We start from the raw sequence: 13,226 nt of genomic DNA on the forward strand, positions 1-13,226 counted from the left end.
ATGTGCTAATTTTAAATCATGGAATTCCGTAGCGGAACACTGTTAATAATTATGTTTTTTCCGCGATCCATGACCAGTGCACCCCAAAAGATAGGGCACTTGTCTTTGCTGTAGTAACTGTTTCCTTGAAAAAGTGAGTTGCATTAGGAGCTATGCGCTATGCAAAGTGTCGCATAATTTCTGCTTATGCCCGATCCAACACAGCACTATCCAGTTTGTATTAATTCTAATTCTAACATTTCGTTTTGCCATGGAATGATGGCTGCACAAACCAGTAAAGCAGCAGCAAACCGCCTAGAATCGGTATGAAAGCGATGAGCAGCCAGAAGCCGGATCGATTGATGTCATGCAGTCGCCGTACGGCCACGGCCAGATTAGGCAAGAAGAATGCGATGTTCAAGATGGAGCTTAACGGAGCACCATCCTGCACACTCCCCGTGGGCAATCCCAGAATAGGGGCGATCACAAAGTTATCGATAAGGTAAGCTGCGATCATCACTATGAGCACGAAGAGTACCCACCACCAAAACTCGGAGCGAGGCGCACGCCCAGTGAACTGCACATACTTCTTGAAACAGGTTCTGATGGCGCTTTGAAAACTAACCACGCTACTCTCCAAGTTTTTGTAGGGACGTTAGACCGCACATGCTGACCAGAACGTCGAGGTTGGCTGTCTAACGATGTGCCAGAGAGCAAAGAACTGAGGTCTGTGCTCCTGTTTTGCGTGCGTACTTTTTGCCTTAGCTGAGTTTGAGTGTTTACTCGTAATTGGCGTTAACGGTTTGCCTTGAAGGAAGCAGATGCCAGTACAATAGAAGCAATGCCCCAAAAAACGGGATCACCGTAATGAACACCCAGAAGCCGGAACGATCAACATCGTGAAGACGACGAACGGCTACCGTTAGTGTTGGTAACAACAGAAAAAGCGTAACAATCATTGTGAGGATGTTGGGCAGGAACATACCGACTGCCACTGCAGTTCCAGAAGTACCTGATGATTGCTGAAGCTCTGAGATGCCCAAAATAAGACCACTCACAACCAAAATATCAAAAAGAACAGCTGCGGTGATGACAAGCGCATTGAACAAAAACCACCACCAGTATTCAGCGCGTGATGCACGACCATAAAAGTTAAAGTAGTTCTTCAGGCATGAGATGATGGCATCTTTGAAACTAAGTTCATCTTGTGAGTGCGTGTAGGCCATTGAGCCCTCTTTTTTGCAGGAAAGGCTAGAGCGCGCTTTCTCACCAGAAAGTTGAGGGCATAGGCCAAATGCAAAACAGGAGAGCAAAGACCCGGCCTTACTCTCCTGTTTGTGCTTATTTGCTTAAGCAGAGCTTATTGTTTGAGCTGATACTGAACCGTCGGCGCAAAGCTGCATCCCCCACAGGAGCTTGCACAGCTACTGGAGGCGGAGCTTGAAGAGCATCCCACTTCCTCAATGCGCCCTAATGCTTTGAGTTGGGAGACCATGGCCATGGCAAAGTCACTTGGGATGTTCATATCCTGAGCGATCTCGCCAACAGTGGCACCGCCGCGCTTTGCCAAAACACCTTCGATCTGCTGCAACATTTTATTCTGCGGCCTCCAGTGCTGCCTGATGCGCAATGGTGCTCTCTGCTTTCTGGCGCATGAAGACCAACACGCAGGCAATTGCAGCCAGTAGTCCAATGATCCAGAGCGCAGAAGATGTTGGGTGGCGAGCGAAGGTGCCAATCTGATAAGCCAGAGAAGCGCCGGAGTAGGCCAGCAAGGTGGTCCAGCCTGCCGCAAACAGAGCCCAGTTGCGCCCAACCTCTCGCCAGATAGTGGCCAGAGCCGCAGTGCATGGAATGTAAAGCAGGACTGCAATCATGTAGGCAAATGCGCCTACTTTTCCGTCAAAGTGCGCCGCAAGTGCGGTGAACAGGCCCACCTCAACCTCTTGCTCTTCAGCAGCCACGTTATAGCTGGAGGTATCACCAATATCGATGCCAAGTGGATCAAGCATCTGCGAGGTCAGATCCACAATGCTGGTCGTGAAGATATTGATGGCCTCTTGTGCAGTCTCCAGCGGCGCAGGGGCTCCACCTTCTTCATCAGTGGTGACGTAAAGCGTCTGCAAGGTACCAACCACGGCTTCCTTCGCAAAGATGCCAGTGACCAGACCAACCGTGGCAGGCCAGTCATCTTCACTCAGGCCCATAGGAGCGAAGATTGGTGTCACTTGTTTGGAAACAACAGCCAAAACAGAGTTGCCATTGGCCTCGTTGCCAATGTTTCCTTCAAAATCAACGGAGTTCAAAATGGTCAGAACAGCCACCACCGTGACAATAATCTTACCAGCGCCAAACAGGAAGATCTTCAGGCGCGTCCAGACCAGCTTCATCACCTGTGCAAACTGCGGCATCTGATAGGTCGGCAGCTCAATAGCAAGGCTGGTGGATTGCCCTCTGTAGAAGGAATTGGACAGCGCCCAGCCTGTAAAGATAGCCACGCCAACGCCAAGCAGATAAAGCGCAAACACAATGTTCTGGCCGTTGACCGGGAAGAACGCCGCTGCAAACAAAGCATACACTGGCAGGCGTGCACCGCAGGACATGAACGGCGCCATCATGGATGTCACCACCCGCTCGCGTTCCGTCTCCAGCGTACGGGTCGCCACAACAGCAGGTACGGTGCAACCAAAGCCCAGAATAAGCGGCAGGAAGGCGCGACCGGGCAGTCCGATCCGGCGCATCAGGCCATCTGCAACCACTGCTGCACGGGCCATATACCCGCTCTGCTCAAGAAAAATCTGACAGAGGAAAAGCAAGCCGACGATAGGGGCGAACGTACCGACAGTCTGTAAACCTCCGCCAAGCGCTGTGATCAGCATTTCCAGTGCACCGCCCTCAAGCCCAACTGCATAAAGCAGGCTCAGGGGTGCCTGAATAAACAAGGCATCTCCCAATCCATCAAACAGATCGATGAAGTAAGAGGAAACATTAATCGCGATGAAGAACATCGCATACATCGCGCCAAGGAACACAAATGGGCCAGCCCACTTGGAAAGCACAAAGCGGTCAATCTTATCTGAGAAGCTGCGTACATCCTGTGGCTCAGGCAGTTCCATCAGTTGCGCGAGGGAGTAAGCCCGATTGAAGTAACTCGTCGCCATCACCAACTCAGTTGGGTCTTGCAGGCGAAGCTCACATCTGTTGGAAATGGCTTGAGCCTTCTCCAGCACAGCAGCAGGCACCATCTCACGCGCCAGCTTGTCTCCTTCCATCAACCGATGCGCCAATGGCATGGATTGATCTGACAAGGTCGGAGCTAGTCTGGCAATCTCATCTGCGAGCTCTTTGACAGGCTCAATCAGATCAAACGGATCTGTCAGCAAACGGGAGGGGACATCTGGTGAGCGAACAGCAGTTGACAATTCATCACGAAAACCAGCCAGAGAATGCTCGTCGTGTACGGAAGTCGCGATCACCGGCATAGCAAGCGCAGCTGAAAGACGATCCGCAGCTGATTGCAAAACACCGGCAGGCCACAGGTCTGCTTTGGTCATCACTGCTACAATTGGCACATCAAATGCGAGTGCTTGTAGCAAAATGGCAAGAGAACGCTCCAGCGCAATCGGATCAAGCACAACGGCCAGTGCGGCCGGGCGATCAGACAAAAGCGCCTGACGGGTAATGCGTTCGTCAATACGGTCATCTTCAGGAGAGGAAAGCGTTGCAACGCCGGGTAAGTCCAGCAGCGCCAGCGCGGTGGTCTGCGTTTCACAAATGCCAGTCTTGCGGTCAACAGTAACACCCGGCCAGTTGCCGATAACCTGACTGCGGCCAGTCAGCTTGTTAAACAGGCTGGATTTGCCGGAGTTGGCAGTTCCAAGCAAATGGACTTGGGGTTTGTCTTCACAGCGGCAAGAGCCAGTGTCGTGGCAGCTCATTGGCTAACCTCTTCCACCAGAATAGTGTCAGCCAAGTCAACACCAACAGCCACGCGCTGAGAGCCGATGGAAAGGATACGTGCCCGTGAACCGCTGCCTTCAAAAATGGAAAGCGGACGATCACTGGTCAAACCAAGAGAACGCAACTTCAGGGCATCTGCCCGGTTGCGTCCAAGGCGAATAACCTTCAGCTCAACACCTGCACGTGCTTCTGTCAGCGGCATAGCCTGTACAGGTGGAACGAATGTTTCGCGATAAGGTGCGAAGACTTCTTTGTGGGGTGCTTGCTCGAATGTTTCTCTGGCTAGCAAAGACATCAACGTCTCCAAAAATCTTATTTCTTGAAGACATAAAACTGCAACTGCGAATGACTTGCAATGACGGGAATCAAACAAGAAAGGAACATTGCTGCGTTATAGAGTACTGCTATCACTTTGGAATTATTATAAAAAATGGAATACTACTGTAACTGAGACAGCCCTGTCACTCTACGTGCTTGTTCTAAAACAGCTTCTTTGGATTTAGCGCTATCCAGCCTAACCCAGTGAATCTCGCCCAGGTCGTAACTTTGCTGCATCCGCACCACCTTAGAGTCTGCATCTGATGCGTCGCCGTGTCGCGCATCAACACGGTTGATAAGCGTCTCAACGTCAGCTTCCAGCCAGATCCCCTGAAATTCTGCACCTGTCTTTACGGCAAGTTGCTCAACCGAGTCTCTTTCTGCCGGCTTGCTATAAACCCCATCGATAATGACGGAGTGCCCGGCTGCCAGCACCACTTTCGCCCGATGCAGCAACTCAGCGTAGACCTTGGCTGAAAACTCTAGTGTATATGTTTCCTTGCTGGCGGTTTCGACCTCACCGAGATCCAGCATCTCCTTACGCAAAACATCTGTGCGCAGATGTATGGCCCCTGGCATGCGTCCCAGTAAAGGTGCCAGTCCTTGAGCGAGTGTGGTTTTACCAGTGCCGGAAAGGCCACCAATCACACAAAGCACGGGCGGAGTTGGTTCAAGTGCTCTCCGGCAAACCTTAAAATACTCTTGCGCCTGATACTCGGTCTTCCGCCGTGTTTCACCCTCTTGGTGCAATGACGCCGCGGCCCCGATCTTGGCGCGGATCGCAGCTCGCATCATCAGGTAGAACCTTAATACACGGAGGTCTTCCAGATGCTTTGGCTGTCGCGCCAACTGGAGATAGGTATTGAGCACCACATTAGCTGCTTCAGGCTCTTTCCGTTCACATAGGTCTAATAGCAAAAAGGCGAGATCATAAAGAACATCTCCTGTCGCGATCGCATCATCAAACTCAACAGCATCAAACAGAAGCGGTTTCCCGTCATGCATCACTATATTGGCAAGGTGAGCATCGCCATGATTTAGACGCACGAGCCCCAACTCGCCGCGGTCCCGGATCATGCCTTCGATATGCCGGTGCTCTTTGCGGGCAGCTTCGTCCAATGCCAACACTTGGTCACTGGGAAAGAACTGCGGGAACTCTCGAAATGCCTCAAGGTTTTGGTCGGTGTAATTGAGCAGATCATCAATCCACGGCTGAGCTTGCCGCTGTGTTGTCCGGCTATGGGCATCTACCATCAGTTTCGCTAAGTCTGCCGCCAGCTCTCTGCTGATACCCTTTTCCTCAGCAACCCTGTCCAGCCCGAGGTGCTCGTTAAAGCGGTTCATATGGACCACCCATTCAACGACAGCGCCATGACCGGCCAGCTCCAAAGAGCCATCCCGCTCTAACGTGATGGGCAAGGTACTGCGGTAAATCTGCGGGGCATACTGACTGTTGAGCTTGATCTCGGCTTCACAGGCTGTTTTCCGCTTCTCTAGCGTAGAATAGTCAAGGAACGGAAACTTCACATCCCGCTTCATCTTGTAGGCATCATTTCCAACCAGAAAGGCAATATTCGCATGCGTGTCGATGCGCTTGACCTCTTGCCCCCGGTGCGCCTCCGGAGAGGTGAAAAAGCTGATGATGTCGCTTTGGGTCAGAGTATCCACGTCAAAACTGGCGGCGGTCATGGGTCCATCCATCGAAACTACGCAAAAGCAAAATACCTGGAGATGTTGTGCACCTTCAGGCTGCAATTGCCAATCTATCAATCGGGCTTAGGACTTATTCTAGGGCGAGAGACTTTGCCTTGCAGTGAAAAACAAGGGTAACTCAATAAACCACTCAATCTGTCATGCAGGCTTCATCATTTACATCGCGATTTGCCCAGTTCATTCCATCTGGGAATAATAAAGAGAAATACTGCAGATTTTCACGAGAGCATAATCCGCGTATCTTCGCCTCAATCGAATTAAGACTGGAGTGAGGGATGAGCCAGACAATGCGGACCGGTGGTCAGTTAATCGTGGATGCGCTGGAAGATCAGGGCGCCGAGCGTGTCTTCTGTGTGCCGGGTGAGAGCTATCTTGCTGTTCTGGACGCACTTTATGATGCTTCCGTTCCAATCACCCTGTGCCGTCAGGAAGGCGGCGCGGCCATGATGGCAGAAGCTTGGGGTAAAATGACCGGCAAGCCAGGCATCTGCATGGTGACACGCGGCCCGGGCGCAACCAACGCATCTGCCGGCGTGCACATTGCGCAGCAGGATTCCACACCGATGATCCTGTTTGTTGGCCAGATTGCCCGCGATATGCGCGAGCGTGACGCCTTTCAGGAAGTCAACTACCGTCAGATGTTTGGCAGCATCGCTAAGTGGGTGGCTGAGATTGATCAGGCTGACCGCATCCCGGAAATGGTCTCTCGCGCTTACCATGTCGCAACATCAGGCCGTCCCGGTCCCGTCGTTTTGGCTCTGCCAGAAGATATGCTGATCGAACTGGCAGAAGCACAACGTGTTCCGGCTATGCGCCCAATTGAAACTTATCCGTCCAATCATCAGATGGAAGAGTTCCAAGAGCTGCTGGAAGGTGCAGTACGCCCCTTCTTCATTCTGGGTGGCTCCCGCTGGTCAGAAGAGACTTGCGACACCTTTAAGGCGTTTGCTGAAAAGACTGGTTTGCCGGTTGGTGTATCGTTCCGTCGCCAAATGCTGTTTGACAACGGCCATGCTTGCTACGCTGGTGATGTTGGCATTGGCATCAACCCGAAACTCAAAGCACGCATCGAGAACTCGGATCTTATTGTCCTGCTCGGCGATATTCTCTCCGAGATGCCAAGCCAGTCCTACTCCATGCTGAATATCCCAGTCCCAGTGCAAAAGGTCGTTCACATCCATCCGGGTGCAGAAGAACTTGGTCGTATGTACCTGCCAACGCTGGGCATCAACGCCAGCCCTGCAGGCTTCTGCGAAGCTCTGGCAGAATTGGACGTAAAGCAGCAAGCTGGCTGGAAAGCTCAGGTTGAAGAAGCGCATGCGGATTATCTGGCATGGTCAGGTGCTCGCCCAACGGTGACGGGTGACCTACAAATGGCTGAGGTGATGGAGTGGATTGAGAACAACCTCGATGACACCACCATCTTCACCAATGGCGCAGGCAATTACGCAACATGGGTGCATCGCTTCCATCGCTTCCGTAAATACAACACACAGCTGGCTCCAACCTCCGGCTCCATGGGCTACGGCTTGCCAGCAGCTGTCGCGGCCAAGCTCAAGTTCCCTGAGCGCAATGTGGTTTGCTTTGCAGGGGACGGATGCCTGCAGATGACCATTCAGGAACTGGGAACAGCGGCGCAGGAGGGTGCAAACATTATTGTAGTTGTTGTCGACAACGGTATCTACGGCACGATCCGCATGCATCAGGAACGCGAGTATCCGGGCCGTATCAGCGCCACCACACTGCACAATCCAAACTTCGCTGATGTTGCAAAAGCCTATGGCTTCCACTCAAGCACGGTGAAAACGGCTGATGAGTTTGGTCCCGCCTTTGAAGCAGCAAAAGCAAGTGGCAAGCCAGCTCTGTTGCATCTGCATCTGGACCCAGAAGCGATCACGCCAATCCGTTCGCTGTCACAGATCCGCGAAGCCTCTATGGCGACGAGTTAAGCGAAATATTGCGGAGGCGATGGCTTAGCTCATCGTCTCCCGATCAAGGGTTGTGACGTCCAGAACAACATCAGCAAGCGCATCGTCATCAGGAGAGCGCTTCACGCGGAACCCCAGGCTACGGCACATATCCAGCATGGTGGTGTTCTCGCGTAAAACTTCACCTTTGACGGTCTGGATGCCGTCCACCTTCGCATAACGAATAATCAACTTCATCAGAACCCAACCAAGACCCATGCCTTTAAGGTTGGACTGAACCATCACCGCATACTCACCCTCAGTATGGTCCGGGTTTGCATGCAGTCGAACCACTCCCAGAATATCGCCCGTTTCAGGATCAATAGCTGAAAATGCCATGGCCCGCGCGTAGTCCAGCTGCACGAGCCGAGCTAGAAACGTATGCGAAAACTCTTTGACGGGAGCAAAGAACCTTAGCCGCAAGTCTTCAACCGAAACCTTCTCAAAGAAGTTTTTCAACTTGCCTTGGTCTTCAGGTCGTATTGGCCGGATCAGGATCGTCTTACCGTCCTTCAGCTTATGTGTGTGTTCCCATTCAACAGGGTAGGGCACGATAGACAGGCGAGATGCGCCTTGCCGTCCAGGCCGTTTATCTGGAGCACTGATTGCGACACGCGCATCAAGCACCACGATGCCATTTTCATCCACCACTACCGGATTCAGATCCAGCTCTCGCACTTCCGGGAAATCAACGGCAATCTGGGAGAGCTTCACCAGCAGATGTTCCACCTCTGCAACATTAGCAGATGGTCGATTACGGAACCCCTTCAACAATTTGGCTGTGCTGGTGCGGGAAATCATTGCCTTGGCGAGGTTAAGGTCAATAGGCACCAGATCAATCGCCCGGTCACCAACCACCTCAACGGAGGTGCCGCCTTTGCCAAATACGACCACAGGGCCAAACATCGGATCATCCGCGAGGCCAGCATAGGTCTCTAGCCCAAACCTGCGCGTCACCATTGGCTGGATCTCAACACCGGTAATATCAGCATGTGGGTAGGAGTGTTTCACATTGCCAAGGATCTTCTCAAAAGTTGCTTTCACACCAGCAACGCTGTCAACGCCAAGATGCACGCCGCCAACATCAGACTTGAAGGTCAAATCAGGGCTGCTGACTTTAAGAACAAGCTGATCATGTTTATCGAACAAAACCTCAGCAACCTTGGCAGCTTCCTCAACGGTTTTGACCAGATGCAACTCTACTTGATTGACTGAATAAGCCCGCAAGAGTTCTCGCGTTTGCAAAGGTGTAAGCCACTTCTGGCCGTTCTCCAGCGCAACTCGGATTGTTTCTTTCGCCAGTCGCAGATTGGGCTTGTAATCGCTGGGCAGGCTGTCCGGCACAGCGGAAAGATGATCCTTCGCTTCCTTGTATCGAACCAGATGCATAAAGGAGCGGATTGCACCAGACGGGCTTGGATAGCAAGGCACACGCGCTTCATCCAGAACCTTTCGCGGAATATTGGCCCCGCCAGCCAGTGTGGTCACAAAGGCTTGATGTTTGCCAAGCCGTTTGCGGTCTTCCTTACCGGCCTCAGCAAATGCTTTAGCGACCTCAGAAAAGTCTTCAAAAGCGGTTGGCGCAGCAATGGCCAATACACCGTCGGAATTCGGATCTTTCAAGAGAGCACTGATACCCTCTTTGAACTCCTCAGGGCTAGCGGCTTCAGGCAAGACCATCGGATTGTCCGCCCGCGCGTCAGTCCGGACCAAAGAGCAGAGCTTCTCTTTGGTCTCATCACTGATTGGCGCCAGCTTGCCGCCAACCTTCGCAAGACGGTCAGCAGCCAGCGTTGCCAGACTACGACCATTCGCGATGATAGAAAGGCGACGCCCTGCCGATGGTGCAACGCGAGTGACGGTTTCCGCAGCCTCAAACATCTCATCAAGGTCGTAAACACGAAGCACACCAGCACGTTGCAATGCAGCATCATAAACAGAGTCGCGGGTTGCCAGGCGGCTGGAATGAGCCGTACCGGAAATATGCTGGTCACGACTAGCACCACTGCGGATAACGATCACTGGTTTGGACCGGGCTGCGGCACGGGCTGCTGACATGAACTTGCGAGGGTTTGCAATGGTCTCAAGGTGAACAAGGATCGCTTTGGTCCGATAATCCTGCGCGTACCAGTCCAGCAAGTCGGAGACATCCACATCCAAACGGCGACCAAGAGAAACAACACCAGAGAACCCGATGGAGTTGGCTTTGGCCCAAGACAATGTAGTGTTGAAGATGGTGCCGGAACGGGAAATTAGTGCCAGTTCCCCCTTCAAAGCTTGCTCACTCGTCAGGAGTGTCGAGAGCTTGGAATGCGGGGAAGCGATCCCCAGACTACCCGGGCCGAGAATTCGAATATTGTACGGATGTGCTGCTTTCAAAAGAGCATCAAGGTGCTCATCGCGCCAGCTGTCAAAACCACTCGCGGGAATAACCACTGCGCGCGTGCCTTGCTCTCCAAGAAGCTTGATGTCATCTGCTGCTGTGGTGTGGTCCCCCAGCAAAATGGCAAGATCTGCTTTGCCCTCCACTTCTGGAATAGAAGCGACGCTCCTAAATCCGTCCGCCGAAGTGTTGGGCAAACCAACAAACGCCCTGGGACCAGAAAAACCGCAACCGACAAGGCTGTCTATGAGACGCTGCAGGACCACCTCCTGCTTGCTGTTCGGGCCAACAATGGCAATGGAACGTGGAGAGGTCAAACCTTCTAGATTGCAGATCGTCATAGTGCATTTCCCGTCAAACTCTGTTGAGTTTTAGGCGCTGTTACAGAGGTATTCAATTTAAACCAATGCCCTTCACGATGGAATTGATGGGCGCTTGATCTTCAAAATAGAAGAGAGGTGCGACAGCAAAGCGACACCTCTCTCCCTCTTAAAATGGGCAAGGATCGGGAGACAAAATGGGGCATCTCCCGACTAAGTTAGTGAGCCATCAGAACTGGAATAGTCATGGAATGCAGAATGTCACGGGTCGCTCCACCAATGAGGTACTCACGCATGCGGCTGTGACCGTAACCACCCATAACAAGCAGATCTGTTCCATTTTCTGAGACATAGTTGAGAAGCGCATCACCAACAGCGATTGGTGGGTTGTTGATCACATCAACATTGATCTCCAGATCGTGGCGGGCAAGGTACGTTGCAATGTCGGAACCTGGCTCACCTTCGAGAGGCAGACCTTTATTCACGATCACGATTGTAACATGCTCTGCCATTTCCAGAATTGGAAGCGCTGCGTGCACTGCACGTGCTGCTGTTGCGCTGCCATCCCATGCCAAAACAACTTTCTTCGTCTGGAAGTCACCTTTGGAGATGAATGGAACGATCAGTGTTGGCACTCCAGATTCAAACAGCAGACCTTCGATCAGCATTTCGCGCATTGGCTCTGGTGCTTCAGGATTGTCCTGACCAATCACAACCATGTCGCTCAAGCGGCAATGACCCATGATGGATTCAAGGCTGCCGCCAGTGACGATCTCTTCCACACGGGTTTCAGTAGAGATGCCAGCGAGTTCTGCATAGCCTTTGAACTTCTCGGTAGAAGTCTTTGCAGCATCGATGGCCTGATTTTTAGCAACCTGCAAATAATCGGTTGGCATTGGTGCAGCCAGGAAACCTGGTACGATTGGCTCAAATGCCAGCGCAAGCCCCGTTGCATGTGCGCCTGCCTGACGGGCAAATTCAACAGCAACCTTAGATGCTGTTTGATCGCCATTCAGGTCTGTAATGGTGAGAATGTCCTTGATTGCCATAAGCCTTGTCTCCTTGCCCTCTATTTCTTAGCGGTACGGGAGGTTGTCCCTCACCTGAAATATTAGGTCAGCATTGCAATAGCTGCTTTGATCCTTGTCAACCTTAATCATTGGGATAAGGTTTTGAAAAATAATGCAGTTTCACTATTATTATAAGTAAGGGAGAGTAAGGTAGCCCAGTTTCGCCCCAAATAGGTATACTTAAAGTCTTTATACTTTAGGCAAAGAAGAACTGATTGGCTGAATAAAAGCAGAGTTTTTATACACTTGCACCCTGCAAAGATATTTTGAACGAATGAACCTAGGGGCATGTGAATAGTCATTAAATCTTCGAATTACTAAGGTTTATTACTGAGAAAATTGTGATATTTCTATATCTGACGGAATTCAGGGAGGGGCTGAATTTGCGCCTATTGCAAGGACGGCCATTTTATTTTCGGGAGTTTATAAATGAAAAATCTTAAGGTTGCGACCGCTGCACTCGCAGCAACAATGGGCTCTGCGTTTGTGGGCGAAGCTTTGGCTGCAGATGTGACCTGGAATGTCTCGTTGTGGGGCAAACGCCGTGCATTTACTGAGCACGTTGAAAAGCTGTCTGAAGAAGTGGCTGCACGTACCAACGGCAAATTTGAAATCAAGCTGCATTACGGTGGAGCACTGTCCAAATCTCGCGAAAACCTTGATGGCATCTCCATCGGTGCGTTCGAGATGGCACAGTTCTGTGCATCTTACCATGCAGATAAAAACCCGACTCTGACCACGACCGATCTGCCATTCCTCGGCGTGCCCGATCTGGAAACTCAGGTTAAGGTGGATTTTGCGCTCTACAATCACCCTGCAGTTCAAAAAGATCTGGGCCGTTGGAATGCAAAGCTGCTGATGCCATCACCAATGCCTCAGTATAACTTGTTGGGTAAAGGCGATGCACCTGCAAAGCTAGCTGACTTTGAAGGCATGCGTGTGCGTGCTCTTGGCGGCGTTGGTAATGCGATGAAGACCATCGGCGCTGTTCCAACAACTGTGACAGCTTCTGAAGCGTATCAGGCGATTGATTCTGGGACCGTGCAGGCCGTTGCTTTCGCGCCTCACGCTCATCTGTCATTCAAAACGGTTGAAGCTGGCAGCTGGTGGACCAACAACCTGAACCCAGGCACTGTGAGTTGTCCGGTTGTCGTCAGCACAGACGCTTACGACATGCTGGCCCCTGAGTTCCAGAAGGCGCTGGATGAAAGTGTAGGCCCTGCAGTTCAGCACTATCTGGATACCTACGCAAAGGTATACGACAAGTTCTATCCAGCTCTGGAAGCAAATGGTGTAAAGCAAATCTCCTTTACCGAAGAAGAGCTTGAAGGGTTCAAGGCTGTTGCCGGTAAGCCAATCTGGGACAAGTGGGTTGAAGATATGTCTGCAAAGGGTCTCCCAGCAGCAGAACTGCTCACACTTGTACAGAACGCAATTGCAGGTAAGTAATTACCTATCAAAAGGCGCACCCCGTTTGGTGCGCCTTTTTACTCCGATGGCTGCTCATCGGAGTTTT

The 13,226-nt window shown here is 51.8% G+C and carries 10 protein-coding genes; 2 read left to right on the top strand and 8 right to left on the bottom strand.

All coding sequences use genetic code 11. The annotated features are described in order from the left end of the window. Positions 1-232: 232 nt before the first annotated feature. The 6 genes from PsAD5_RS21790 to PsAD5_RS21815 form a co-directional block, all read right to left on the bottom strand. On the bottom strand, positions 233-607 hold the full coding sequence (locus PsAD5_RS21790; RefSeq protein ID WP_063293665.1) for a DUF805 domain-containing protein: 375 nt from the start codon (positions 605-607) through the stop codon (positions 233-235). Positions 608-758: 151 nt separating this feature from the next. Then, on the bottom strand, positions 759-1,205 hold the full coding sequence (locus PsAD5_RS21795) for a DUF805 domain-containing protein (RefSeq protein ID WP_208980511.1): 447 nt from the start codon (positions 1,203-1,205) through the stop codon (positions 759-761). Positions 1,206-1,339: 134 nt separating this feature from the next. Further along, the gene (locus PsAD5_RS21800; protein WP_063287111.1) at positions 1,340-1,573 is read right to left on the bottom strand and encodes a FeoC-like transcriptional regulator; all 234 of its coding nucleotides are present in this window, start codon (positions 1,571-1,573) and stop codon (positions 1,340-1,342) included. 1 nt (position 1,574) lies between these two features. Continuing rightward, the gene (gene feoB, locus PsAD5_RS21805) at positions 1,575-3,917 is read right to left on the bottom strand and encodes a ferrous iron transport protein B (protein WP_063293667.1); all 2,343 of its coding nucleotides are present in this window, start codon (positions 3,915-3,917) and stop codon (positions 1,575-1,577) included. Beyond that, positions 3,914-4,234, bottom strand: a complete 321-nt coding sequence (locus tag PsAD5_RS21810) for a FeoA family protein (RefSeq protein ID WP_063293668.1) — start codon at positions 4,232-4,234, stop codon at positions 3,914-3,916. Before PsAD5_RS21810 ends, feoB begins: the two co-directional genes overlap by 4 nt. A gap of 143 nt (positions 4,235-4,377) precedes the next feature. Beyond that, positions 4,378-5,946, bottom strand: a complete 1,569-nt coding sequence (locus tag PsAD5_RS21815) for a bifunctional aminoglycoside phosphotransferase/ATP-binding protein (protein ID WP_208988750.1) — start codon at positions 5,944-5,946, stop codon at positions 4,378-4,380. Positions 5,947-6,245: 299 nt separating this feature from the next. On the opposite strand from PsAD5_RS21815, the gene PsAD5_RS21820 reads away from it, so the two are divergent. Next, positions 6,246-7,919, top strand: coding sequence for a thiamine pyrophosphate-binding protein (locus PsAD5_RS21820; RefSeq protein ID WP_063293670.1), 1,674 nt, complete (start codon positions 6,246-6,248; stop codon positions 7,917-7,919). Between the two features lie 24 nt (positions 7,920-7,943). Here PsAD5_RS21820 and PsAD5_RS21825 read toward each other — a convergent pair whose 3' ends face one another. Further along, positions 7,944-10,661, bottom strand: a complete 2,718-nt coding sequence (locus PsAD5_RS21825; protein WP_063293671.1) for a bifunctional acetate--CoA ligase family protein/GNAT family N-acetyltransferase — start codon at positions 10,659-10,661, stop codon at positions 7,944-7,946. 197 nt (positions 10,662-10,858) lie between these two features. After that, positions 10,859-11,689: a universal stress protein gene (locus tag PsAD5_RS21830; protein ID WP_063293672.1), complete on the bottom strand. Its 831-nt coding sequence runs from the start codon at positions 11,687-11,689 to the stop codon at positions 10,859-10,861. Positions 11,690-12,139: 450 nt separating this feature from the next. On the opposite strand from PsAD5_RS21830, the gene PsAD5_RS21835 reads away from it, so the two are divergent. Continuing rightward, positions 12,140-13,159, top strand: a complete 1,020-nt coding sequence (locus tag PsAD5_RS21835) for a C4-dicarboxylate TRAP transporter substrate-binding protein (protein WP_063293673.1) — start codon at positions 12,140-12,142, stop codon at positions 13,157-13,159. The last annotated feature ends 67 nt before the right edge of the window (positions 13,160-13,226 follow it).

Source organism: Pseudovibrio sp. Ad5 (genome assembly GCF_001623095.1).
In the GTDB taxonomy this organism is placed as follows: domain Bacteria; phylum Pseudomonadota; class Alphaproteobacteria; order Rhizobiales; family Stappiaceae; genus Pseudovibrio.